At 39.5% G+C, this 26,815-nt stretch carries 22 protein-coding genes and 1 riboswitch; of the genes, 10 read left to right on the top strand and 12 right to left on the bottom strand.

The window, feature by feature from the left end; translation table 11 throughout:
- Positions 1–87: 87 nt before the first annotated feature.
- The 4 genes from BMY14_RS08990 to BMY14_RS08975 form a co-directional block, all read right to left on the bottom strand.
- Positions 88–1,386 carry a nucleobase:cation symporter-2 family protein gene (locus BMY14_RS08990; RefSeq protein ID WP_091831013.1) on the bottom strand — a complete coding sequence of 433 codons (1,299 nt, stop codon included), beginning with the start codon at positions 1,384–1,386 and terminating at the stop codon, positions 88–90.
- Between the two features lie 243 nt (positions 1,387–1,629).
- Positions 1,630–2,238, bottom strand: a complete 609-nt coding sequence (locus BMY14_RS08985; protein ID WP_091831011.1) for a GAF domain-containing protein — start codon at positions 2,236–2,238, stop codon at positions 1,630–1,632.
- A 10-nt stretch (positions 2,239–2,248) separates the two neighbouring features.
- Complete coding sequence (ssnA, locus tag BMY14_RS08980; protein WP_091831009.1) at positions 2,249–3,577, bottom strand: putative aminohydrolase SsnA; 1,329 nt, start codon at positions 3,575–3,577, stop codon at positions 2,249–2,251.
- Between the two features lie 199 nt (positions 3,578–3,776).
- A complete protein-coding gene (locus BMY14_RS08975) occupies positions 3,777–4,403 on the bottom strand; it encodes a nucleotidyltransferase family protein (RefSeq protein ID WP_091831006.1) in 627 nt (208 codons plus the stop codon).
- A gap of 343 nt (positions 4,404–4,746) precedes the next feature.
- Positions 4,747–4,850, top strand: a riboswitch (purine riboswitch).
- Between the two features lie 306 nt (positions 4,851–5,156).
- On the opposite strand from BMY14_RS08975, the gene BMY14_RS08970 reads away from it, so the two are divergent.
- The 5 genes from BMY14_RS08970 to guaD are packed head-to-tail and all read left to right on the top strand — an operon-like array spanning position 5,157 to position 11,264.
- On the top strand, positions 5,157–6,500 hold the full coding sequence (locus BMY14_RS08970) for an NCS2 family permease (protein ID WP_091831004.1): 1,344 nt from the start codon (positions 5,157–5,159) through the stop codon (positions 6,498–6,500).
- A gap of 30 nt (positions 6,501–6,530) precedes the next feature.
- Positions 6,531–8,699, top strand: coding sequence for a xanthine dehydrogenase family protein molybdopterin-binding subunit (locus BMY14_RS08965; RefSeq protein WP_091831002.1), 2,169 nt, complete (start codon positions 6,531–6,533; stop codon positions 8,697–8,699).
- Entirely contained in the window at positions 8,671–9,144 is a 474-nt protein-coding gene (locus BMY14_RS08960) for a (2Fe-2S)-binding protein (protein WP_091831001.1), read from the top strand. The genes BMY14_RS08965 and BMY14_RS08960 overlap by 29 nt, the downstream gene beginning before the upstream one ends.
- A complete protein-coding gene (locus BMY14_RS08955) occupies positions 9,138–9,983 on the top strand; it encodes an FAD binding domain-containing protein (RefSeq protein WP_091830999.1) in 846 nt (281 codons plus the stop codon). The genes BMY14_RS08960 and BMY14_RS08955 overlap by 7 nt, the downstream gene beginning before the upstream one ends.
- 21 nt (positions 9,984–10,004) lie before the next feature.
- On the top strand, positions 10,005–11,264 hold the full coding sequence (gene guaD / locus BMY14_RS08950; protein ID WP_091830997.1) for a guanine deaminase: 1,260 nt from the start codon (positions 10,005–10,007) through the stop codon (positions 11,262–11,264).
- Positions 11,265–11,672: 408 nt separating this feature from the next.
- On the opposite strand, the gene BMY14_RS08945 is transcribed toward guaD, so the two are convergent.
- Positions 11,673–12,326, bottom strand: a complete 654-nt coding sequence (locus BMY14_RS08945) for an NIPSNAP family protein (protein ID WP_218144891.1) — start codon at positions 12,324–12,326, stop codon at positions 11,673–11,675.
- Between the two features lie 185 nt (positions 12,327–12,511).
- Here BMY14_RS08945 and BMY14_RS08940 point away from each other — a divergent pair, with 185 nt between their 5' ends.
- Complete coding sequence (locus BMY14_RS08940) at positions 12,512–12,880, top strand: winged helix-turn-helix transcriptional regulator (protein ID WP_091830994.1); 369 nt, start codon at positions 12,512–12,514, stop codon at positions 12,878–12,880.
- Between the two features lie 249 nt (positions 12,881–13,129).
- Here BMY14_RS08940 and BMY14_RS08935 read toward each other — a convergent pair whose 3' ends face one another.
- Positions 13,130–15,151 carry a sigma-54 interaction domain-containing protein gene (locus BMY14_RS08935; RefSeq protein ID WP_091830992.1) on the bottom strand — a complete coding sequence of 674 codons (2,022 nt, stop codon included), beginning with the start codon at positions 15,149–15,151 and terminating at the stop codon, positions 13,130–13,132.
- A gap of 249 nt (positions 15,152–15,400) precedes the next feature.
- On the opposite strand from BMY14_RS08935, the gene BMY14_RS08930 reads away from it, so the two are divergent.
- The 4 genes from BMY14_RS08930 (at position 15,401) to BMY14_RS08915 (ending at position 18,920) form a co-directional block, all read left to right on the top strand.
- Positions 15,401–16,549, top strand: coding sequence for a M20 family metallopeptidase (locus BMY14_RS08930; protein ID WP_091830990.1), 1,149 nt, complete (start codon positions 15,401–15,403; stop codon positions 16,547–16,549).
- A gap of 87 nt (positions 16,550–16,636) precedes the next feature.
- Complete coding sequence (locus BMY14_RS08925; RefSeq protein WP_091830988.1) at positions 16,637–17,332, top strand: nucleoside recognition domain-containing protein; 696 nt, start codon at positions 16,637–16,639, stop codon at positions 17,330–17,332.
- Positions 17,325–17,774 (top strand): YjiG family protein, encoded by a 450-nt coding sequence (locus tag BMY14_RS08920; protein WP_019552814.1) that lies wholly within the window; start codon positions 17,325–17,327, stop codon positions 17,772–17,774. The genes BMY14_RS08925 and BMY14_RS08920 overlap by 8 nt, the downstream gene beginning before the upstream one ends.
- Before the next feature lie 42 nt (positions 17,775–17,816).
- Positions 17,817–18,920 (top strand): amidohydrolase, encoded by a 1,104-nt coding sequence (locus BMY14_RS08915; protein ID WP_091830986.1) that lies wholly within the window; start codon positions 17,817–17,819, stop codon positions 18,918–18,920.
- 131 nt (positions 18,921–19,051) lie between these two features.
- Here BMY14_RS08915 and BMY14_RS08910 read toward each other — a convergent pair whose 3' ends face one another.
- From BMY14_RS08910 to BMY14_RS08885, 6 genes are all read right to left on the bottom strand, one after another.
- Positions 19,052–20,428, bottom strand: coding sequence for an aminopeptidase (locus tag BMY14_RS08910; RefSeq protein WP_091830984.1), 1,377 nt, complete (start codon positions 20,426–20,428; stop codon positions 19,052–19,054).
- A 39-nt stretch (positions 20,429–20,467) separates the two neighbouring features.
- Positions 20,468–22,027 (bottom strand): H(+)/Cl(-) exchange transporter ClcA, encoded by a 1,560-nt coding sequence (gene clcA / locus BMY14_RS08905; RefSeq protein ID WP_091830983.1) that lies wholly within the window; start codon positions 22,025–22,027, stop codon positions 20,468–20,470.
- Positions 22,028–22,240: 213 nt separating this feature from the next.
- Complete coding sequence (gene nhaA / locus BMY14_RS08900; protein WP_091830981.1) at positions 22,241–23,446, bottom strand: Na+/H+ antiporter NhaA; 1,206 nt, start codon at positions 23,444–23,446, stop codon at positions 22,241–22,243.
- Positions 23,447–23,909: 463 nt separating this feature from the next.
- Positions 23,910–24,173 (bottom strand): hypothetical protein, encoded by a 264-nt coding sequence (locus BMY14_RS08895; RefSeq protein ID WP_091830979.1) that lies wholly within the window; start codon positions 24,171–24,173, stop codon positions 23,910–23,912.
- 166 nt (positions 24,174–24,339) lie between these two features.
- Entirely contained in the window at positions 24,340–25,062 is a 723-nt protein-coding gene (locus BMY14_RS08890) for a response regulator transcription factor (protein ID WP_091830977.1), read from the bottom strand.
- Entirely contained in the window at positions 25,062–26,777 is a 1,716-nt protein-coding gene (locus tag BMY14_RS08885) for a sensor histidine kinase (RefSeq protein WP_177177530.1), read from the bottom strand. Before BMY14_RS08885 ends, BMY14_RS08890 begins: the two co-directional genes overlap by 1 nt.
- Between the last annotated feature and the right edge of the window lie 38 nt (positions 26,778–26,815).

The raw sequence follows: 26,815 nt of genomic DNA, 5'->3' as shown, positions 1-26,815 counted from the left end.
ATAGGGCAATCGTCAAAAATGGGGTATAGGGTTGAGTAGGGTTGGCAGTCTACTAGGTTTATTTAATTTCTTTCATACAATCTATATTTAGGCACGTTTATTTAATAAACCGTTTAAAACAATTGCCGTTACACTACCAACTGTAATCCCACTGTTAAAAATAATCTGCAATGAACTCGGAAATTGCTGATAAATATTAGGTACCGCTAATGGAATCAAACCAACTGCAATGCTGATTGCTACCACCATAAGATTATGATTATCATCAAAGCCTACTTTGGAAAGTGTTTTTATACCGCTGGCCATAACCATTCCAAACATTGCAATCCCGGCACCACCCAAGACAGGTGCCGGAATGGAAGCAACAATCGCCGCTGCTTTTGGAAAAAGGCCAAGAACAACCAAGATGATACCTGCCGCAGCTACAACATACCGACTTCTAACCCGCGTCAAACCAACAAGTCCAACATTTTGTGCATAAGCCGAATAAGGAAAGGCGTTTAGTAACCCGCCCAGTAACGTAGAAAAGCCATCCGCTTTCAAGCCGCGTGTCAACATATCCTGCTTGATTGGTTTATCAACGATTTCCCCCACTGCAATAAAATCCCCGGTCGTTTCTGTCATAACGACCAGCATAACAACCGTCATCGCTAAAATAGAAGGTAAATCAAATACCGGCAAACCAAAGGCAAATGGTGTCGTAATCCCTACCCAGGCAGCATTTGAAATACCGGAAAAGTTAACCAGTCCAAAAGGGATTGCTATAAGTGTACCTGCCGCAAGTCCAAGCAATACAGCAATATTGCTTAAAAATCCGGTAAAATAACGATAGAAAAAAATAACTAAGACCAATACCAGAAATGCTAATCCCAAAAAGTGCAGATTACCAAAATCTTTAGCACCGGGAGATCCTCCACCAGCCCAGCGCACAGCAACCGGTAAAAGCGAAACACCGATAATGGTAATAATTGAACCTGTTACAACCGGCGGGAAAAAACGAATCAGACGACTAAAATAAGGACTGACAAAATACACAATAATCCCCGCTACCATCACCGAGCCATAAATACCTGTTAGACCATGTTCTTTCCCAATCAATATCATTGGCGTCACCGCCGCAAAGGTTACCCCTTGAATAATCGGCAGCTTGATGCCCATGTTCCAAAGCCCCAGTGTCTGAATTAGTGTCGCCAGACCACACGTAAATAAATCAGCATTGATCAAATAAATCAATTGATCCTTTTCCAGACCTAATGCATTTGCCAAAATCAACGGAACGGCAACCGCTCCGGCATACATCGCCAAAACATGCTGCAACCCATATAAAAACATTTGATTCAGTGGTAATTTTTCATCAACAGGATGATTCTGTTTTAATACATTCATGATCTTACCCTCCATTTATCGACTGCATACACACAGTCCAAGCTCTCCAGTCATTGCAAACAAAGAAAGCGCTTTCTTGCTTGCATAAAAAAGGCGCTCTAAAAAAGAAAATTTCTTTTTTAGAGCGCCTTCGCTCATCGTTTAACATTTACATGTCAACGATATATTTTTTATTGTATGAAATACATATTATCTCATTTTGAGACAAGTGTCTACTATATTTTTTTTAAACCCTAATCTTTTTTAAATAAGTTCATATTCTTTTATCTTGCGGTATAAGGTAGCTCGACTGATGCCAAGCATTTTAGCTGCCTTTTCTTTGCGGCGGACCTGCCCTTCGACTTCACCGAGTGCTTTCACAATTGCTTCTTTTTCCAAACTGCCTAAATTAAGTGGTAACATAGCTGCTTGTCCGGCAGCAGAATTTGGCAAATTGTTGATAATTAGTTCTGCCATCTTGACAATAAACTGCAGCATCCATTCTTTATTTTCTAATAAACGTTTCGCTTGAACCGGATCAAAACTAACTAAGCCAATGACGCCAATGGGGCGATCATTACTCAAAATAGGCGTTGCCAATTCTGCATATTCAAAACACTGACCGCACTGCGGGCACGGTCGACAAAGTTCATGCTGACCGGGATTTTCAATGAGAACCATTTCACCCGTAGCCAAAACATGCTGATAAACAAAACTTGCCTGCATAACCTGTCCGCAATTTTCTTGATATTGTCCGGTTCCAGCAACCCGTACCAGATTTTCATCGGCTATTTCCACTTCGATTTTCAAAACATCCGCAATAGCCTCCGCTGTTTTTTGTACCGTCTGTTGAATGTGCTCCAACGGGCTCATATCATCCACCTCAAATTCGTTTCCACATTTTTGCTGCCAGTTCTCTGGCTTTGGCTTTTATCTTCGCTTCATCAAGTTCTGTCAGCTGCCCTTGTTTTAACAAAAAGCGCCCATTAACCATAGTTGAATCAACCGCACGACCTGACATCCCAAATAAAATATGGCTATCAATATTAGCAGTTGTCATCGGTGTCGGCGGATCGTAATCAATCACAACAAGATCGGCCAGTGCCCCAGCTTCCAAACTCCCGATTTTCTTACGAAAAGACATCGTTGCAATCTGGCTATTGGCCGTAAACAACATATGGGAAACTTCCCTGCTGCCAATACTAGGATTCGCTTGTTGGTGCTTATGGATCAGGTTTGCCGCTTTTAAAGATTCAAACAGATCGGTCGTATAGCCATCGGTTCCCAAGCCAACGCGAATTCCTTGCTGCACCATAGCAAGAACCGGCGCGCAGCCTACAGCATTGCCCATATTCGATTCAGGATTATGAACAACGTTCGTCTGACTTTGTGCCAAAAGATTCATGTCCGTTTTATTAACATGAACGCAATGCGCCGCAATCGTCTTCGGTCCGAGTACCGCAAAATCCGCAAATCGCTGAATCAGCCGTTTGCCAAAAGTCTGCTCGGCATGCATGGCATCAGCCAGACTTTCTGCTGCATGCACATGAAAGCCCGTTTCTAAACCGACCACGGCATTGGCACATTTAAGCAAAGTATCATCACTTAATGTAAAGGATGCATGCAGTCCAAACAATCCTTGCACCATAGAATCATCGTTTTCTTGGCAAGCCTTAATAAATTGTCTGTTTTCCTCAATTCCCTGATTGCACACAGATACTCCATCACGATCAGATACTTCATAACAAAGACAAGCTCTTATGCCAGCCAGTTTCGCCGCTTCTGCCAAACGAAACAAACTTTCCGGCACAGCCCCGGGACTGGCATGATGATCAAAAATTGTCGTCGTGCCGCTTTTGATCAAATCAACTAAAATAGCTAACGCACTATAATAAACGTCTTCCAGTGTGAGTGTTTTATCCAATTTCCACCAAAGGCCTTCCAATATTTCCAAAAAGTTTTGCGGTGATGCGGTCTGTAGAGCCATGCCTCTTGCAAATGTACTATATAAATGCATATGAGTATTGATCAAACCCGGCATAATCACCTTTCCCTGCACATCCATAAAATCAATATCCTGATAAGCTTCTTTCATAGCCAAAGTAGGTCCTACATCCATAATGATATTATCTTTAATCAAAACACAGCCATTTTCTAAATATGGTTGCTGACTGCTTCTGGTAATGACCCGACCATTGCCAATTAACAACATACAATTCCCCTCCTCGAATTTTCTATGAATCACATAAAAAAGCTCTAAAACAAAAGCATCGTTTTAGAGCGTCATTGCCTATAAATACTATATAAAATAGATCTAAACTCATCATATCTCAAAACGAGACAATTGTCTACCGAAAATGAATGCCATGTATCGCAAGTAAAAAAGCACCCCGCTGTCTCACACCAAATATTTATTCACGTGTAGATTGTTGGCGTGTCCAATCAAGCAGCTTCTGATAATCGTCCGGTGTATCAATATCCATGCCGCAAGCTTGATCGGTGACAGGAACATATTGTGTCTGCTGTGCATACTGCTCCAAAACCACTCGCAGCCCGCCAGTCTCCTTAAATGTAAGAATGGCTTTAAAACAAGCTTCCCCCACCAAAACCGGATGTTTCTTTCGTCCCAGCAACGTGGGGAACACTACCGCTGCCCCCGTCCTTTCCATGCACAAACAAACTTTAACAAAAGTGTCTACTGCAATCGCCGGCATGTCCGCTGGCATCAAATAAACTGCATTCGCTTTTTGGATTTGCCCCAGTCCTAACTGTATCGATTCGAGCATATCTCCTTTTGCATAATTTGGATTAAAAACAATTTTCACATGCTGCATCGACTGAATTACCGCTTCAATCTCCGGCCCGCGATAACCGACAACAACAACAATCTCTTCAACCCCGGCATTTTGCATATTTTCAATCGCCATTTGAATGATTGTTGTATTGCGATACGGCAGCAACGGTTTAAAGGCTCCCATCCGGCTAGACATTCCAGCCGCAACAAGAATTCCGCCTTTTATTATGGGTTGTTTTTGCATCGGCTCACCCCTTCTTCTATATAATGATTAAAGAAATTACATCCAACCTATCAGTCTGCCAGGGAAGAGGATATAGGGCATCGTTTGCTTCCTACGTAACGCCACTCAACCCTATGCCCCTTTCCCTAACGATTGCCATGTAGAATATTTAATGCGATTTATATAGCTTTCCTATTTGTTCGAAAGTATACTCGGCAAACACGACTGCGTCAAGAAATTATTTTGCCTTATGTATACAATATTTCATATTGACAAGTTCCGTTATTCTTGTTATATTTATCAGAAATTCATATATTGTTCATGATAATACAAAGGCGTATTTCATAAAAGGAATCTTTTATGAAATGCGCCTTTTTTGTATTCTTGTATAAGTTCATAAATAAGGTATGGGCGTTTCTACCAGACAACCTTAAATTGTCATAGGCTACAAGAAGCATGAAATTATTTTGCTTTACTATATCAACTGCAATATTATAGTAAGGTCTAATATTTTTTTGCTTTTTGCAGCCTATTTTGTTTAACTATATAGAACGCATTAAAGAAATTACATCCAGTTTATCAGTCTGTCAGAAATGAGGTATATCCTACGTAACGCCACGGAGTCCTATACCCCATTCTTGACGATTGCCATATAAAATGTTTAATGCGTTATATAAACAAAATCAAAGGCGAAAAATCCGATAAATAAGGAGGTTTCACTTTTCGTTTTACCAATGTTTGCAATAAAAAAACAGCAGTATAAGGAGTGTTCTTATGACCACAAAGGAAACGACAGAAAATCAAGGTATTTTAGAAAAATTATTTAAACTCAAAGCAAAAGGAACTACGATAAAAACGGAACTACTCGCAGGTCTGACTACCTTTGTTGCCTTAGCCTATATCATGTTTGTCAATCCAAATATCTTAGCCGATGCCGGTATTCCAAAAGAGGCCGCTATCGCTTCAACGATCTGGGCCACCGCACTCGCTACCAGTCTTATGGCTTTTTGGGCAAATTATCCAATTGCTTTAGCCCCAGGCATGGGCTTAAACGCTTTTTTTGCTTATTATGTTGTTGGTGTTTTACATCTTTCCTGGCAAGTCGCATTAGGTGCCGTATTTTTCTCAGGAATTTTATTTTTAATTTTAACACTGGGCGGCATTCGCCAGGCTATCATTCGTTCCGTGCCGATGAATTTAAAATGTTCTATCGGTGTTGGCATTGGACTTTTCATTGCCTTTATCGGCCTGAAAGGTGCCGGTATTATTGCTGCTGACAAAGCAACCTTCATCAGCCTGGGTCACTTGCTCGATCCTAAAACTTTACTCGCCTGCTTTGGACTGATTCTCACCGCAGCGTTAATGGCTCGTAAAATAAAAGGCTCGATTATTATGGGTATCTTAGCAACCACGCTTTTAAGTATGATCTGCGGTGTATCGCCGACACCACAATCACTGAATGATATTATCAGCTTCAATCTGCCAAGCATGGGTGAAACATTTATGCAATTAGACATTGCCGGTGCCTGGAATTATGGTATCTTCTCGATCATCTTTACCTTCACGATTGTTGAGTTATTTGATAATATGGGAACTTTAATCGGCTTAACCCGTAAAGCAAACTTAGTCAATAAAGATGGCGAGATCGAAAATCTTGATAAAGCTTTAACAACCGATGCGGTTGGTACGTTAGGCAGTGCGTTATTTGGTACATCAACGGTCACATCTTATATCGAAAGTGCTGCCGGCATTGCCGAAGGTGGAAAAACCGGCTTAACAGCACTAACCGTTGCCGTGTTATTCCTTATTTCTTTATTTTTTGCCCCACTGATTGGGTTAGTTCCGGGTTTTGCAACAGCACCAGCATTGATTTTAGTAGGTGCTCTAATGATGTCTGATATCAGTCAGGTTGATTTCACTGACTTCACAGAAGGTTTCCCCGCATTTATGACAATTATCATGATGCCATTAACTTCCAGTATCGCCAATGGTTTTGCCTTTGGTTTTATCAGTTATACGTTTATTAAATTTTTCGCCGGCAAAGGCAAAGATGTGAGCTGGATTATGTGCTTAGTCAGTTTGGCTTTTTTAATTAATTTCTATATGCGCCTGCAATAATAGGCTCATAGCGAAGGAGCGAATCATGCCATGAATAACACCAATATCGGTATTCGCGTAAACAAAGTCGACAATCAGGAAAAAACAAGTGGCTCCGCAAAATATATTGCCGATTTAAAATTTGATAATATGCTCTATGGAAAAACCATTCGTTCTACCAAAGCACGGGCTAAAATACAAGCCATTCACTATCCAGTCTTACCAAAAGAGTATTTTATTATTGATCACAACGACGTTCCCGGGCAAAACCGCGTAAAATTCCTCGTTAACGATCAACCCTTTTTAGCCGAAACGGTGGTGAATTACATTGGTGAGCCAATTCTCTTAATCGTGGGTCCGAATCGGCAAAAACTCAAAGAGCTGGCAAATAAAATCACGATTGAATACCAGCCACTGACAGCGGCACTCACCTATGAAGAATCCTTGCGTTGTGCCGGGGGTGCGATTTTTGGTAAAGATAATAAGTTCGCTTCTTACACTTATGAAAAAGGTGATATTTCACGGGCTTTTAGCCAAGCAAAAACGATCGAAACCGATGAATATACCACAGGCTATCAAAAACATGCCTATTTAGAAAACCAAGGAATGATTGCGGTTCCTGAAGCCGATGACAAAGTAACGGTCTATGGCTCGCTGCAATGTCCTTATTATATCAAACGCGCTTTAGAACAGGCTCTTGCTTTGCCCGAAGAAAAGGTGCGCATTGTCCAGACGACAACAGGCGGCGCTTTTGGCGGTAAAGAAGATTATCCATCGATTTTGGCAGGTCATGCTGCCATTGCTGCAAAAAAAGTTGGACGCCCTGTTGCTATTTTATATGACCGACTGGAAGACATGGCATCGACAACCCGCCGTCATCCAGCACAAATTACCTTCCAAACCGCTTTAGATGCATCTGGAAAAATAATAGGCATGAAAATCAATGTCATTCTTGACGGCGGAGCCTATGCCGGAATATCCGATGTTGTGCTCCAGCGAAGCCTCTTTAACATTACAGGTGTTTATCACATTCAAAATCTCGAAGTACATGGCTGTGTAGTCGCCACTAATACAATTCCTAATGGAGCTTTTCGCGGCTTCGGTGCACCACAAGCTTTTTTCGCCATGGAAATGCATATGGAATATCTGGCCAAAAAGCTGCAAAAAAATCCTTTAGACTATAAAAAACTCCATATGGTAAAACAAGGGGACAGCACCGCTACTAGTGGTCTTTTTCTCGACAAAGTTCCTTTGCCGGAAATGCTTGCGACCATCGAAAAAATGTCCGATTATACCCCAAAATACGAACTCTATCAAAAAAATGAAAATCATCACGGCATTGGTATTTCACTCTTTCTCCATGGCTGCGGTTTCACCGGCAGTGGTGAGCGTGATATTATCAAAGCAAAAATAAAATTACGGCGCCAAGCCAATTCCCAGCAAGTGGAAATTCTTGCCGCCAATGTCGATATGGGACAAGGTTTGAAAACAACCTTCAAAAAAATTGTTGCTGCGGCTTTAGCTATACCAATGACCGACATCATCTTTAACAATCCTGACACCGACCACGTTCCTGACTCGGGTCCAACCGTTGCATCACGTTCTATTATGATTGTAGGAAAGCTCTTAGAAGATGCGGCGCGAAAATTGAAAGCACGCTGGCTGGAAAAAGGAACGATTGAAATCACCCAAGCCTACAAACAGCCAGATCGAATGCATTGGGACAGTGAAAAATCACACGGGGATGCATATCCTGCCTATGCCTGGGGAATCAATGTAGTCGAAACAACCGTAGATCCATTGACACTCCAAGTCGATGTCAATGGTGTCTGGACTGTATTTGATATTGGTCAAGCAATTGATGAACAAATTATTCAGGGTCAAATCGAAGGCGGTGTACTGCAAGGCTTAGGTTATGCAAGCATGGAAGTAATGACCAATGACCAAAACGGAAAAATAATGCAAGACAGCCTGACCAACTATACAATCCCGACGATGGTTGACTTTGGCAAAGTTAATCACAAACTTTTCACTACCTATTATAAGGATGGTCCTTTCGGTGCGAAAGGTGCTGGAGAACTGACACTGATTGGTGCAGCTCCCGCCTATGCTGCTGCCGTAGCACAAGCCTTAAAAATCCGTATAGATCGCCTGCCCGTAACACCGGAATATCTCTTGGAGGTCCTGCAAAATGAAAACCATTTCCTTTACGCTAAATAACCAGTCAGTATCCATTCAGACCAATCTGCAAAAAAGACTTGTGGATGTTCTAAGAGAAGATTTCGCCCTGACTGGTGTCAAGGAAGGCTGCGGTGAAGGTGAATGCGGCGCTTGTGCCGTCCTCGCCAACCATAAACTTATCAACAGCTGCATTACGCCGATTGGCAGTGTCGAACAACTGGATATCATGTCAATTGAAGGGTTTAAAGATACGGAACGCTATCACATTTTAGCGGCTGCCTTTGCGGAGGCTGGTGCTGTACAATGCGGATTTTGTACCCCGGGTATGCTGCTGGCGGCCGAAGCCTTATTACATGTGAACGCATCGCCAAATGAAACAGAAATACGACAGGCACTATCGGGAAATCTCTGCCGCTGTACCGGTTATAGTATGATTGTAGCTGCGGTAAAAATCGCGGCAAAAAATGGAGACGGCTTATGGTAAAAACATATCTGCCCCATACCTGGCAAGAAGCTCTTTTTATCCGGGGCAACGATGACACCATGCTCCTTGCCGGCGGAACAGACCTTATGGTCAAATACCATGGTGCCCCTGGCATAACAGGCAATTTCCCGAAACCGTTATTATTTCTGAATCAGATAAGCAGCCTAAAAACAATTAACATTGAAACAGACTCAATCACAATCGGCAGCAATGTCACCTTAAACGAAGCGGCAGGGATCAGCGCGCTGCCGCTCATCTTAAAACAAGCGCTTGGAGAAATGGCTTCACCCGCGATTCGAAACGCAGGCACTTTAATTGGTAATATCTGTAATGCTTCGCCTGCCGGAGATACATTGCCGCCACTTTATGTTTTAGATGCTCAGCTTACGATTGAAAGTCTGAACGGTACTCGACAGATTGCCCTGGCAGATTTTATTCAAGGGCCGGGAAAAATCGACTTAAAAGCAAATGAAATTGTTCGCTGCCTGACAATTCCCCGACGAAATAATACAATCTGTTTTTATAAAAAGGTAGGCATGCGCAAAGCCGCGGCAATTTCTAAACTTTCCTTCGCCGCCATCGCGCAAAAAACAGATCAAAAAATAACGTATATGGGCGTTGCTCTTGGTGCCGTTGGACCTACGATCATCCGATCAAAAGAAGCCGAAAATCTGCTTACAGGCAAAATCGAAATCTTGACAGATACTTGGGAAACTATGCATACTATATATAATTCTCTGCTTTGTCCCATCGATGATAAACGCTCCAGTGCAATCTATCGAAAAACAATTGCTTTAAATCTGCTGGCTTATTTTTATAAAGAGTATATTTGGCAATAAACTTACAAAGTGAGGTCTATTATGGAAAAAAAATATATTTTAATTTTAAAAGGTACCATTTTATTCACGCCGACCGCTGGCAAATTCGAAATTCATCCCGATAGTTATTTGATTGCACAAGGCGGTCTTATCTGCGGTATCTACAAAGATTTGCCGGAAAAATATAAAGACCTGACGATCGAAGATTATGGAAACTCCTTAATCATTCCCGGTTTTGTCGATCTGCATACCCATGCCCCACAGTTTAATCAAATCGGCTTAGGTCTTGATTACAAACTATTGGATTGGTTAAACCATTACACCTTTCAAGAAGAAAATAAATTTCGTCAGATAGAATATGCTCAAAAAGTCTATGAAAAATTTGCCGACACACTGGTAAGCAGCGGCACAACCAGATCGGCTATTTTTGCAACCATCCATCCCAAAAGCTGCCAAATCTTATTTGAAATTCTCAAGAAAAAAGGGCTTGGTGCCTATTTGGGTAAAGTGAATATGGACACAAAATGTCCGGATTTCATCAAAGAAAATACACAGCAATCCTTGGCTAATACAGAAGAGCTCATCCTCGCCTGGTCTGACAGTGAATTGGTAAAGCCGATCATCACGCCACGGTTTGCTCCGACTAGTACCCGCAAACTGCTGGAAGGTCTCGGCAAATTAGCACTCAAATATAATCTGCCGGTTCAATCCCATTTAGCCGAAAATCCTGGTGAAATCGAATGGGTTCAGGCATTATTTCCTGAACATGATGCCTATTATAAGGTTTATGACCATTACAATTTATTTGGTCAAACACCAACCTTAATGGCGCATTGTATCCATTTAACCGATGATGAAATCGACATTCTAGCAACAAAGAAAGTAGTTCCCGTCCATTGTCCTGATTCCAATTTAAATCTCACCAGCGGCATTATGCCCACTCGTAAAATGCTTAAAGCGGGTGTTAATATTGGTTTAGGCAGTGATATAGGTGCCGGTCATTCCTTATTTATGCCACAGATAATCGTTCGGGCGATTCAACTATCGAAAATTTATTCTTTGCAGCATGAGGAAGATGCACCGCTTACGCTGCCAGAAGCCTTTTATATGGCGACAAAAGGCGGCGGTAGTTTCTTTGGCAAGGTAGGCAGTTTTGAACCAGGTTATGCCGCCGATGCCATCGTTATTAAAAATGAAAATCTACCGTCTGAACTGTCGCCCCTCGAAGAAATCCAACGCTTCATCTACACCGGCAGTGCCCAAAACATCGCCGCCCGTTATACAGCGGGGAAAAAATTATAAACTTTTATTCCTAATATTAAATAAAATGGGGCTGCCGCACGAAGTGATTTTTCACTTCTGCAGTGGCTCTTTTTTTTCGAAACAAAACAGTTGGAAATCATTCTTTATATTAAAGGATAAAAAAACGCACGAACCCCCCTCTACTACTGGATTTTTCGTACGTCTTTTCTTTTTAGTCTGCTAATACATGTACTTTTCCCTATCGAATAAAACACCTAAACTGCAGGTCAGCTGACATCTGCAAAGGTTTCTTCCAACTGGTTAGGGTTTATATTTGTTGATCCCGCTATAATCATACAATGGACAGAGGGCTACTTCGCAGTAACTCAATACGTACAACTGAAAACGATCAAGAATGACGAAAATACCAATTTTCCATCCATTTTCTACTCAGCCTTCCCCTGTCTATTAATGAAGTGGAGACCATGGTTGCGGTAGTGCAATGGTCGATGTGGCTTCTATAATATGTTCCGGACCGCCATGTGGTGGCCAGACACTGGCACCGTAAGCATTGGCGCGTAACATAGCACGCTGCTCAAGGGAGGCGAAGCCCCAGATATGGGTAATCCGTGGTGGTCCGTCCAGCGCGTACATGTTAATCACCAAATGAGCGGTGTACTCTTTAGCCGGCTCGATCGCGTTTTCCCACCCTAGCAGGGTTGGGGAAAGTCCACCGGGTACGAGATGATAGGTGCGGAATTCATAAACGGAGCCGAAGGTGCGCGGTTGGACAAGCGGCAAGAATGGGAAGGGCTTGTAACTTTCCATAGTAAATGAAGTAATCACTCCGCCAGCGTTGAACGGATTTTCGCTCAGAAAAGCGCGACGACGCTCTTTTGCGAGGATCTCAGCCGTTTCAAAGCTTCGTAAAATCATTAGCCGACCAAGCGTGCCAATTTCCGTCCGCCACGAACCTAACACTGTTCCTGTTGCTTGCGCACCTAAGACCCAGCTGTTAGAGCGCTGCGAAACGTCTTCAATGGAGAGCAAAGGGCAAGAAAGCGTTGAAATTTCGTAAATCATATCAATAATCCCCTTTACTTTGTGATGTATTTTTATCATTTAAAATACCTTCCACAGCTTTTTTTCTTCCCAATACTAGTTGTAAAAAATCCATATTATCAGATCCCCATTTCAAAAAATTTCTGTTATAATTAATATAGCATAAAGGTATAAATAAACAAGTACGCAGTTTTTTCTGTGTTAGTATATAAAATATATTATTATATTTACGAGGAGCTGTGAGTATGAATAAAAATAGAGGTTATAAAACAAAATCACCTAACGATAATATATATGAGTCAAATTGTCCTATTATATATGCACTTAATGTTGTAGGGCAAAAATGGAAGTTACCTATTATGTGGCGCTTATCTGAAAATGAAACTACTAGATATAACGAATTAAAACGCAGCGTCAATGGTATTACGAATATGATGCTTACAAAATCTTTAAAAGAATTAGAAGAACATGAGCTTATTGTTAGAACCCAATATGAAACAATTCCTCCCAAAGTTGAATATTTTTTGACACAAAGAGGTAAATCGTTGCTTCCTTCTTTGAATGAACTATATAAATGGGGTGAAGAACAAATTAAACTTGATAAAACAAAATAAAGAGATAGTGCCGCCTTATCTTGATTGAAAGATGTTTTGTCATAGATCGATTTATAAGAATTTTTTTGTTTGTCTATGTAGTTCAGAAATAATGGTGCTTCCCAACATTGTATAATCTTTGTATTTAAGTTTATTTATTTGCATACTTAAATTTGACACATACTCTCAAGCGATTTGAAGCTTTGGAGTAATTTTTTTGCAAAAAAAACTGCTGCACATGTTTTATTATGTGCAGCAGTCCCGTTTTATTTAATTTGCCTCAATCTGAAGAAAAGCCCGACCTTTGTCCGTGATTCTAGTTCCACCGCGACCCTGCTTCATTAGAATCAAATTTTTGAGTTCCATATTTTTCAATATAGTCCGCACACTTTGTTCTGTCGAAAAAATACCTTGCTGCAAAAGCTGTTCCGCTATTTTCTTACGACCAATATAGGATTGGTTTTCATAAGCATTCTCCAAAATCCGTAAAATAGCTTTAATTTCCACAAGATCACCCCATTCAGAAACATCAGCTTGCATCTGTATTCTCTCTTTTTCCCCATAAGTCAGAATATGTGCGGGGAGACTTTGCTGTGAAAAAGAATCTGATAAACTAGTCATCGAATAGAGACAATTTTTTAGTTCCCGAATATTCCCCGGCCAATTATAAGACAAAAGCCGTTGCATAATATTTTGCGGTATATCACTTTTTATATGATTTTCTTGCAAAAAAGATTGAATCAAAAATGGAATATCATCCTTGCGTGAGCGGAGTGGTTCAACCTTGATATTGATGACATTCAAACGAAAATACAAATCCATTCTGAATTTTTTCTTATTCATCCGCTTGTACAAATCCTGATTTGTTGCCGTGATAATTCGAACGTCAATGGGAATGATCTTCGTCCCGCCCACCCGAATTAGCTCCCGCTCTTGCAGAACTCTGAGCAGTTTAGCTTGGGTTTTTTGCGAAATTTCCGCTATTTCATCCAAAAATATGGTTCCTTGATTGGCCGTTTCAAACAGTCCCTGCCGACCATTTTTATTCGCACCGGTAAAAGCACCTTCCTCATAACCAAACAATTCACTTTCCAGTAAAGACCCGCTCAATGCCGCACAATTAAAAGCAACAAATGGCCCCTGACTGCGCTTGGAATAATTATGGATGGACTGGGCAAAAAGTTCTTTGCCCACACCACTTTCGCCTTCAATCAAAATATCGTGTTCGGTACTCGCTGCTTTTTGGGCTAGCTCAATTGTTTTTTTCAGCGCACTATTATTACCTAAAATATCAGAAAAATTATATTTTGCGGTATACCCCTTCGCCGCACTGCTACGCTGTATTTTAAAATTATCTTTATTTTCTTTAGCTGATTTTTGCAGCGTTAAAATTCCACCAACGGTTTCGCCTTTACTTAACAAGACATTTTTATTTACAATATAAGCATGTCCATACAAAATAAATACTTCATCCGTTAAGCGCTCTGCCCGCACAATCGACGAATCCGCTATATCATAAAATAAAGCATCCAATGTTTGATTTAAACGAATTGATATTTTATGGGCAAAAAAATCAAATGCTTTTTGATTATACATTGTTATCTGGTTCGTCGTATCGAAGGTTATAACTCCATACGTAATCATATTAACAAGTTGCTCAAAATTTTCTTTTGTATCATAAAATTGCTTAAACATGGTAACAAAACCCGGACTGAGTGGAATCATTTCATTCATATGCTGGAATAAAACATGTTTTGTTTCAGCATTGACTAAATTCAATTTATTCAGCATATCAAAAATAGTCGAAACATCAACCAGACGAGACCCAATATCGGTAATGTATTGGATGCTCTCGGGAACCAGATCAACCTCATTTGGGGTGATCGCATATTCAATGCCCTCATAATTATTGACCGTATGATCATAAGGAATAAACTCGAATTGATATAAGCCCAATTCATATAAAACAGCAATCGTTTGAACCGACATTTCCCAATATGTATTTACTACTAAAACTTTCGTTCCCGCAGGTATTTTATTAATTTTTTCCCAAGCATTTTTTGATACAGTCCGCCGCACAACAATAATTTCCGTAGAAGGCATAAGGTATTGCTTAACGAGTCCCACCACCTCATTTGAAGGTGTGAGTGCCAAATCGCAATTAATATAAGAATGAATACCTTCTTCTAATGAATAGCTGGTAAAATCTATATACTCTCCCAACAACGCTTGGAGTTGATAAACAAAATGGAATCTTTTACAACGTAGAATAACTGCCACACGTGGTTTCATTTCAGCTCCCCTTTCAATTGGTTTAAATGGTTGAATATGTTTATAAGTTTACACCAGTTAACTACAATACACAATAAAGTCCTCCACAAAAAAGCTTTTATCTTTTATATTTTTAGCAAATACCCTAAAATATCGTGTAAAAATCATGCATAAATACAATATTTTCAAGCCATTTAATCTTGGCACGAAACTTGCATATATTATAAAGCAATAGATATAGAATCCACCGAACTGAAACGAGGTAATGTAATGACAAAATCATTTACACTGGCAGAATATTTACAAAATCTAGAGTTTCTTGTAAATATCGACAGTGGTAGTTATACACCAGCCGGAACAAAAAAAGTCATGGAATTTTTCCAAGAAAAATTTAACCTATTAGGCTGGAACACTGAAATACACAAAACATCTGATAAAGTTGGTCCTTGCTTACAAATCAGCAATTGTCCTGACGAAGAATATGATGTTTTGCTGCTCGGTCACATGGATACCGTTTTTCCTGAAGGCACTGCCGCTAAGCGACCTTATGCTATCGATAAAAGGGCAAAAGTCACCGGTGCCGGCGTAAGCGACATGAAAGGCTGCCTGTTAATGACCTATTTTGCGTTAAAGGAACTTGATCAAAGCAAAAAACTCGCAGGAAAAAGAATTTGTTTTTTATTAAATAGCGACGAAGAAATAGGTTCCCTCTATTCCCGGACCTTAATTAAAGCATTGGCAAAAAAATCAAGTTACGCCCTCGTCGTTGAAGCAGCTCGCCCCACTGGCGATATGGTCAACAGTCGCAGTGGCATTGCCTCCTGTGACTTAACAGCTACTGGAATCGCCGCTCATGCCGGCGTAAATCCACAAGATGGCAGCAGTGCCATTAATGAACTTGCCGCGTGGATTTTAAAGCTTCACGCGCTAAGCAATTATGAACTGGGCACCTCCATCAATGTCGGTATTATTAACGGCGGCAGTGCTCGCAATGTAGTAGCTGAACAAGCGCAGGCGCAAGTCGATATTCGTTTCAAACAGCACAGTGAATTCGAACGAATCAGCACGGCTTTGCATGAACTTGAACAGCAATCCTTCACGGCCGGCGGAGCCAAAATAACCTGTAATACTATTCTTAATCGTCCCCCGATGAATCCGAGTCCACAAACGCTAAAACTATGCAAAAACATTTCCGATTTAGGAAAATCGCTCGACATTGATTTTAACTGGGTCGCAACAGGCGGCGGCAGCGATGGTAATTACTGTGCCGCGCTTGGCATCCCTACAGTCGATGGTCTCGGTCCAGTCGGCGGCGGCGGTCACAGCGTCCACGAATGGCTCGATGCCAACTCCGTTAAGCCTCGTCTCAATTTATTGATAAAAACGATTGAGTTCATTACGAATAGCCCAGTCAAATAAACAGACTACAAATAGCAAAACTTCAAGCTGCTATTTTATAGTATAAAAAAATAAATTTACGCGTCACTTAAGAAAGGAGCTTTTATCATGCCAGAAAAAAATACAATTGATTCTCAAACCGATGAAAAAAAAGCACTATTAACGGGAAAAATACATGTTCCCATCAGCGGTTACATTGCTTTGATCGTAGCCATTATTTTCTTTTCCGGACTATTGATGAATATCGCCGGCATGAAATGGATCAGTGCCTTTGATTTCACATCCTTAATTGGAGCTTTTGGAACGATGAAAGAACCCGCCAAAAACAGTTTTGTTGGTGACGGTGGTTATAGTGCCAGAGCGGGCTTCCTGTTTGCTTTGTCATTGATTCCTACAACCATGCTAGCCTTAGGTTTTTTAGAAATCTTAACCTCCTATGGCGCCATGAAAGCAGGACAACGTTTATTATCACCAATTTTAAAACCACTATTAGGTATTCCCGGTTTTACTGGTTTAACTTTAATTACAGATCTACAAAGTACCGATGCCGGAGCAGCTTTAACCAAAGAATTATATGATGACGAATTAATCACCAAGAAAGAACTTATCATTATGGGTTCCTGGCAATTTTCCGGCGCTGGAGCCATCAATAATTATTTTTCTATCGGCTCTGCACTTTTCGCTTTTTTGACAGTTCCTTTAATCGTGCCATTATTTATCATTATCATAATGAAATTCGTTGGTGCTTTTTTCATCCGAATTTTATTAAATACCGTATATAAGGAGGATTTCAAACATGAATAAAAATCCTTTCGATACTTTTGTTATCGGTGCCAGAAAAGGATTCCAAATTGGTATCAATAACTTACTGCCAAACGTTTTAATGGCCTATACTATTTCTGAAATCTTAAAATTATTAGGCGTGATGGAATTCATCGGCAAAGTATTTGGTCCGTTCATGGGAATTTTCGGACTCCCCGGTGAAGCAATCACCGTACTCTTAACAGCCTGGCTCTCTTCATCTGCCGGTGCAGGAATTGCCGTAAATCTTTACGCTTCGGGTGGCATCAGTAATACGCAAGCCACAATATTACTGCCAGCTATCTTTCTCATGGGCGCACAGTTACAATACATGGGACGTTTACTCGGTGTAGCCGATGTACCAAAAAAATATTGGCCCGCATTATTTGTAACCAGCATTGTAAATTCACTGATTGCTATGTTTATTTTAAAAATTTTCGCCTAAAAAAACGACTATCCATAGCCGTTCACAGAGAGGATCTTATGTATGTCGTCTGTTTTAGATTTTTACAAATATCTACACACCATCCCAGAACTCGGTCATCAGGAATTCAAAACAGCTGCATTTTTAGCTGACCGACTCGAAAAATATGGTTTTCAGGTCACCCGAAACATTGGTGGCAGCACTGGCATTGTTGGAATATACGACAGTAAACAACCTGGTCCAACTTTAGCATTGCGTGCCGACATGGATGCATTAGGTTCGATGGTTGATGGCGTAGTAGCTGCCAACCATACCTGTGGACACGATGCCCATTCTTCGATGGTTTTAGCTGCCGCAAAAGAACTGCTCGAAACCAACGCAATCCAAAAAGGTAAATTAAAAATTTTATTTCAACCCGCCGAAGAAATTGGTACTGGTGCTTTATCCATGATCAAAGCCGGTGTCATTGATGATGTGGATATCATCTTAGGTCAGCATGTACGGCCTTATCAAGAAACGCCGATGGGCAAAGCGGCTGGTGCTGTATATTATTCTGCATCAACACGCATTATCGCAAAAATCACGGGGTTAACGGCTCACGGAGCGCGTCCACACCTTGGCATCAACGCCATTGATGCGGCAACTGCTGCGATTACCGCAGTCAATGCTATCCACCTTGACCCTGCTTTATCTTATAGTGCCAAAGCAACACGCTTCATTTGTGACACCAGCGTAACCAACGTCATCCCAGACGAAGCAAATGTTACCTGGGATTTACGTGCTGAAAAAAATTCAACCATGAAGCAATTATGTGAATTCGTTGAAAAAGCAATTCTCGCCGGAGCCGCAACGGTTGGCGCTACAGCCTCCGTTGCTATCGTAAATCCTATTCCGGCTGCAGAATTCGATCAAACTATTATTGATGTCTTGAAAAAGTCAATTATTGCCACCCTCGGTGAAAATGGTCTCCAACCAGATATTTTTACCCCTGGCGGTGAAGATTTTAACTTTTTTAAACAATATAAACCCACTATTCAGGCAGGTTTCATCGGGCTTGGCTGTGATCTTAAGCCAGGCCTGCATCATCCGGCAATGCATTTTAATCTAGATGCATTGCCAACCGGCGTAGCAATTTTGGTCCACGCCACGAAACAAATCCTTGGATAAAAATCCTCAATAAACAAACTATCAGACAGCACGACCGCTAGGTGAAATTTCTCCCAACCAAGATTTTCATCACTAGCAAAAAAAATGACCCGGATTAGTTAGTCTAATCCGGGTCATTTTTTATTATTTTGTTACGACAGCAAAAATGCCCGATAACCTTTTATTGCTTCATATACATCAGCCTTGCTCACAACTTCCCATGGTGCATGCATATTAAGCACTGCCACGCCGCAATCAATTACCTGCATACCGTAAAGTGACAATATATAAGCGATCGTACCACCACCACCAAAATCAACTTTTCCAAGTTCAGCTGTCTGATAGGCAACATTCTGTTGATCCAAAATTTGTCTCAATTGTCCAATATATTCTGCATTGGCATCATTTGAACCGGATTTGCCCCTTGATCCCGTAAATTTGTTTAATACCAGCCCCTTGGCAAAATAAGCCGCATTTTTCTTTTCAAAAGCGGAAGCAAAGACTGGATCAAATGCCGCACTGACATCCGAAGATAACATTCTTGAATTAGCCAGTGTCCGTCTAAGGATAAGATCTGAGTTTACGCCCATTGCATTTAATATTTCCGCCACTGTATTTTCAAAGAATTTTGATTGCATACTCGTTGCCCCAACGCTGCCAATCTCTTCTTTATCAACCAGAATCGTACACGCCGTTCTGCCTACGTGCTGAAACTCCAGCATTGCTGCCAGCGAAGTATATGCACAAACCCTATCATCATGACCATATGCCATAATCATACTCTTATCCAGCCCTGCTTCTCTTGCCTTGCCAGCTGGGACAATTTCTAATTCTGCCGAAATAAAATCTTCCTCGTCGATATCATACGTATCCTTTAAGAATTTTAATATGTGTTTTTTCACAGCATCTTTTTCTTCATTTTGTAATGGTTTATTGCCAATAATTACATTCAGGTCTTCACCCTCAATGAACTTATTTGCCTTTTTTTCCATCTGTTCTTGTGATAAATGAACCAGTAAATCCGAAATAAACATAACCGGGTCCGTATCTGCTTCACCAATTACCAATTCAAGAACCGTTCCATCTTTTTTCACCACAACACCATGAATCGCCAGTGGAATCGTAACCCATTGATATTTTTTTATTCCACCATAATAATGGGTATCAAGATACGCTAATTCCGTGTCTTCGTATAAAGGATTCTGCTTAACGTCGAGTCTTGGTGAATCTATATGGGCGCCTAGAATATTCAAACCTTCTTCGATTGGATTTTCGCCAATCAAAAACAAAATAATTGCCTTTTTCATATTCGTAGCATAAACTTTGTCGCCAGCTTTTAATTTTGTTTTATTTTTTATAATATCAGCAAGATTTTTATAACCGTTTTTTTCTGCCATATCCACCGAAATTTTCACACATTCTCGTTCCGTTTTACCACTATTGAGAAATTGTATATACTCCTTATTGACCAACTCTACTTTTTGCAATTCTGTTTCATCATATTTTAGCCAAATATTTTTTCGTTCCATGCGAACACCTGCTTTTCTTATTATTTTCTCATTTTTCTATCACTTATTCGCTAATCGTGTAAGCTCATTTATTTCTTGATCATTTACCAATATATAAAGATAGTCCCCCGACTGAAGCCTTGTATCACCTGTCGGTATAATTTCGCTTTCACCGCGTTTCAAATTCACCACCAGACTATACGCTGGCCATTGAACATTTTTAACGCATTTCCCATCCATCCGTGAACCACTCTCAATGACTAGTTCTAAGATTGTCCGCCGATATTTGATAACAGCAGGCAATTTCTTTTTCTTAGCCAAAGACCGTTCCAGTAATTCATCATAAACTGGTTTACCATTCAGCATATCCATAACAACATATGCTAACATGGATACAAAAATCAAAGCCAGCATATGTTCAAAGGACCCCGTCATTTCCATAATCAATACACTTCCAGTGACAGGTGCTTTAACCACAGCTGAAAAGTATCCAGCCATAGCAAAAATGATAATATTGGCTGCATAGGCTGGATCTAAAAATCCCAAAGCAATGGCTGCTCCACTAAAAATACTACCACCCAAAGCCCCTAAAACAAGCATCGGCAAAAAAATTCCGCCGGGACTTCCCGAACCAAAACAAAGCATCGTAAAGAAAAACTTTGCCACAAATAAAGTAACAAGCAGAGCTAAGCTGAATTGCTGCGTAACTAATAAATCAACCAGCTGATTTCCGCCGCCAAGAACTTGCGGTAAAACAAATCCCAGCAGCCCCGCCACAAGAAGCGGCAAGGCAGGTTTACCCGCACCATGCAGCCACGATTGTCCATCATAAAGGTCCAATGATTTCAGCAGCACCTTATTAAAACTGCGTCCTAATACACCCATAAAAATACCTAAAACAAATAACAGGCCATAATACCGTATTGGCATCATTGGCAGCCCTGTAATATGGAAGATTGGTCCATAACCAAAAAATTGCTGAACAACCGCCGTTGAAGTTACGGTAGCCGCAATGGTTGCCATTAATACAAGCGGCGAAAAATTCTTTTGCAATTCTTCCAAACAAAATATAACGCCTGCCAATGGTGCATTAAACGCAGCTGCCAAACCAGCACCAGCTCCGCTGGTCAATAAAAATCGTTCTTCAAACCGCGATCGGCTAAAACTACGACTAACACCTTGCCCAATAGATGCGCCAAGCTGCACAGACGGACCTTCTCGTCCCAAAGACATGCCCGAGCCAATCGCTATCACACCGCCCATAAATTTATAAAATAAGACACGAAGCCAGTTCATGTGCATTTTCCCCAGCAAAATACCTTTAATCTGTGGAATACCACTTCCTGAAGCCTGTGGTTCAATTTGTACAATTTTATAAAGAAAATAAGCGATTGGCAGACTCGTGCTAAAATATAAAACAACCAACGGCCAATTTCCCACCGTAAAATATTCATACAATACAGGACGTAAATTTTCTGCTTTTTCAATCAAAAAACGAAATAAAGCTATGATGAGTCCCGTAATCACACCGACAAGAATACCTTCTATAAACAAACGCATTCGAAAATATCGTCCCATTACAAAAGCTTCCATCGCCTGCACTAACTTTGTTTTTTTCATTCAAAACTACTCCCATGGTTTAAAAAAATCATTTCATCCCCGTTTAATCAAAATAAATACAAAAAAAGACCTCACACGCAAGCCTATGAAGCCTAATAATTCACTACGCTCTCCCGCCATACAGACTAATTTTATTATACCATAAAAATTGATCTGCAAAAAGAAAGTGACTATTATTTTGAAGTAAAATGTGCAAAAAGACAAGCTTATTTTTTACTCAACCACATTATTTTTAGCTGAAATAATTTTAAAAATCACAGCCCCGATAAGTCCGGATAATAAAGATGCACAAACAATGCTTAGCTTAGCTGTCGTTAAGATATGAGGATCAGAAAAAGCCAAAAAAGCAATAAACAACGACATGGTAAAGCCAATGCCGCCCAAGGACCCGGCTCCTAAAAAATGTCCAAAACCAAGTTTTTCCGGCATTTTTATCAACTTCAATTTTATTAATACATAGACACTTGCAAAAATTCCCAGAGGTTTGCCAATACAAAGTCCCAGCAATATCCCCAAACTAACCGGTGTAAATATATTGCTAAATGCCCCACCATCAATTGTAACACCTGCATTTCCCAAAGCAAATAACGGCATAATGAGGTATGAAGACCATTTTACTAATGCTGTTTCCAATTTATGCAGCATAGAATGCGCACCTTCAGCAGGGATTAAAAGCCCCAGCAGTACTCCTGCAATCGTCGGATGTATCCCTGCCTGCAAAAAAGCGTACCAAGCTATAATACCACAAACAATATAACAACTAATGAACCTAACTTTCCATCGATTTAACAAAGCGGCAACGCATAACGAAACACCGCCAGTCAGCAAAGCCAGCCAGGAAATTTCATTTGTATAAAACAATGCAATAACAATAATCGCCCCAAGATCATCCACAATAGCTAATGCTGTCAAAAATATAGCAATACTGCGCGGTGCATTACCTGCTGCAAAAGCAAGCACCCCTAATGAAAAAGCTATATCCGTCGCCATAGGAATTCCCCAGCCCCCCATGGTTGGCTCATTCCAATTCACTCCAATATAGATCAGTGCCGGAAAGATCATGCCGCCAAGCGCAGCTACAATAGGTAAAATCGTCGCCGAGAGGGATTTTAAATCGCCAAATAAGAATTCGCGTTTAATTTCCATTCCAATTACAAAGAAAAATACAGCCATAAGTCCATCATTAATCCAATGCAATACTGACATTGATAAAGACAGATCTCGTATTCCAACTGTTACAATTTTATGCAGCAGCGTTTCATAACTTACTAAAAAGGATGAGTTTGCAATAATCATAGCCAAAACAGCACAGAAGAAAAGCAGGCTGCTGCTCAATGTTTCATATTGAAAAAAATTTATAAAAGCATCTGTCAGCTGCTTAACGCGTTCAATAACAATATGATTTGTTTTTTTTCTCACGGATGCACCTCCAAATTTTTATTATCACCAATTCTGTTGACTAAAACGATTGCATGGTAAGTCATAACACTTGCATTATAGTTTTTAAATAATCGTCAGTATAATAGGATTGGTTTGATCCCTATTAACCATACAAAAATTATACTATCCGCTCATCATCAATATAAATTATTATATAGTATTTTAAAGTCATATACAAATTTTCCATCGTCACTCAAAAAAGTCATTCACTGCAGCATATCAACCGAACCGTTGATTATGCCAAAATGAACGACTTACAAAACGTATTGCCTGTACTGATTGTAAAATAGACAATCCCCATTAAGCTGCTTCTATAATTTCTTTATAGGGTCATAAATTCATATAATAAATATGCATCACATAGTTAGAGCCGTCGGCAAATATGCCGACGGCTCTATTTTTTTCTGTACAATCATATCCTCAATGCTGTATTTTCATCATTCTACGACCTCCGCAATTTCCATGCAGTTTTCACTTTTATTTGTTCGATTTTGACCTCGGACAATTTCTTTTTCGCGGCTACGTATTTTTCAAACTCCGAAATATTCATCCAGCTGTCTTTCAGCGGATAAGCATAATAAAAAGCATACCCACGAATACTGCCAAATTCATCTTTATATGCAACGGTAATGTGTTTCAATCTATAAATTTCAAAATACGATGCTACGATTATTACGATCGGTATTAGTACAATCCAAATATTCATTACATTACCCCCAGTATTGTTTTTAATATTTATATCGCTTATTAAGTAACATTCTTTATTTTTATCATTTTTCCTTTTTAATATATATTATATTTATTATTGTCGATCTCCATTGACCACTCAGGATCATTGAATGATGCTATTTACGAATATTTTTACAAAGAAATCAATCATGTTGTCTGCGATATTCCACAGGTAAACATCCTAATTCTTTTTTAAATAATTGACTGAAATATTTTGCATCACTATAACCAACTTTTGCTGCAATATCAGAAACTTTAACATTTGTATTTTTTAGCAAGTTCTTTGCATACGCAAGCCTTTTATTCTTTATATATACACTAAAGTGACAGCCTACTTCTTTGTAAAATTGTGTGCCCAAATACTCGGGAGTTATTTTAAGTTCTAGTGATATTTCACCTAAAGATCGATTCAATATCAGAGGTGAACTGAGCATATCACACACACGTTGAATTAAAGGTGTAAATTTTTCTTCATTTGTAAGCATTGCCTCTTTATCGCTATAGTGATCTTCTATTTTAGATAATACATCAATCAAATAATTGACTGATATAGGTTTTAAAATATATTCTGTCACTCCAAAAGAGATAGCTTTTTGTGCATAGGAAAAATCTGCAAATGCACTTAGGATAATAACCTGTGACATGATTTTTCCTTGGCGCATCTGTTTTATCATAGACAAACCATCCATTATTGGCATTTTTATGTCTGTTATAACTAAATCTGGTACATGTTTTTTGATCATACCCAAACCAACACAGCCATTTTCCGCAGTCGCAACCACCCTATATGAAGGTTTCAACCGCCCCAGAAGATTTACTAAGCCTTCACGGCTTCTAATTTCATCTTCGACGACTATAATTTTCATTAATGCCCCTCCTCAATTGGAATCCCAATAGATATGCTCGTTCCGTGCTTTATTTGGCTTTCAAATTTTATTATGACCTTATCCTGATAATAAAATTTGAGACGATTAAAAACATTGTAGAGACCAATCTTACCTTTTATCGAAAGTTGTGGGTTTTCTGCCATTTTTATTATGTTTGCCAAAACGTCTGCCGGCATACCACTACCGTTATCCTTAATACTGATATACAGCAGATTATCCTGTGTCCAAATCTTCACATCAATCCAATTCATTTCATTGATTTCTTTTAATCCATGTAAAATAGCATTTTCAACAAAAGGTTGCAGAATCATTTTATAGATTATGCAGTGTTCCGCATCTTCACTCAAACTAATTTGATAATCAAAGCTTCCCTTAAAGCGCATCTGCTGTAAATGCAGATAACGGTGCAACCAGACAACCTCTTCTTTTATTGGAACCGGTGCATTGATATCAGCTATAGAATAGCGTAAAATCTGCGCTAATGAATGCACCGCATCGCTAATTTGGTATTCCCCTGCATCAATGGCCATCCAATTCACCATATCCAGACTATTATATAGAAAATGAGGATTGATCTGCATCTCTAAAGACTTTATCTCATAGTCCTTTTGCTGCTTCGTAATGTATTTTATCTGCGCGATGAGTTCGTTAATATGCAACAGCATATGGTTGAAATTCTGGTAAATCATATATATTTCCGTAATAATTGGCATACGATTATTCATCATAACTTTACCGCATTCAGAAATTTTCATATTTTTGATCAGACGATTCAATGATTCGAACACAGTTTTATTGATGAAAAATATTATACTTCCCAATAAAATCGACATTGCTAAAATAATCAATGCGGTCATTTGATATTGTTTATTTATGTAGTTCATAATATTACTTGTATCAGACACACGAATGAATTTCCAGCCGATGTTTTCATCATTTAAAAACTGCACATCGATATTGTCGCCCTTCATTAAATTATTATTTTTGACAAACTCCTTACAAGCAGACCTTATATCATGGCTATCTGTACTCAGTAAATTTTTTCCTATAAATTCAGCTTGAGGAAAAGACACAATATTATTGTTTTGATCGACAATAAAACAAAATCCTTCATTCAAAGGGATAGCCTGGGAAGATAAAGTGACATTACTAATCTTATTTAACACATCCGCATTGATACTCAAAATAATAATTCCTTTTTTATGTTTTACATCCTTGTAATCCATAATCGAATGTGCAATATGGCAATAATAATAAATTTGGCCGGAAAAATCTGCACTGGATTTTGTTGAAAACATATTCGTCTTATCCATACTCAACGTTTGTTTATAAATATGTGCTATCGGAATTGACGAATCCTTAAGCCAACTTGTTTCTGTATGATACCCTTTTAAACGATCAAAAAAGAAAATTTTCCCACTATCCGTTATAACGGAAACTGCTTGTACGTAGGATTGCCCATAAATAAATGTACTTAAAGCATTCGTAAGTTCTATGCGGTTTTTTTCTGTTTCATGCCCATTGTTGATATTATCAATAATGGCAATAATGCCTCGATCCGTGTAAATTTGATAAAGCATGTAATCATATGCCGCTAAAGTCATTTGCAAGCTTTTTTGAGTCTGCATAAGATTTTGCTGTGAAAAATCATCCATTGTATGTTTGATCATATTAATATTATTGTAATAAGACATAATGTTAATAAATATAATCGGCAAAATAAATAAGAACA

This window comes from Propionispira arboris (assembly GCF_900109225.1).
GTDB lineage: Bacteria > Bacillota > Negativicutes > Selenomonadales > Selenomonadaceae > Propionispira > Propionispira arboris.
This window is presented reverse-complemented; position numbering and strand designations above follow the sequence as displayed.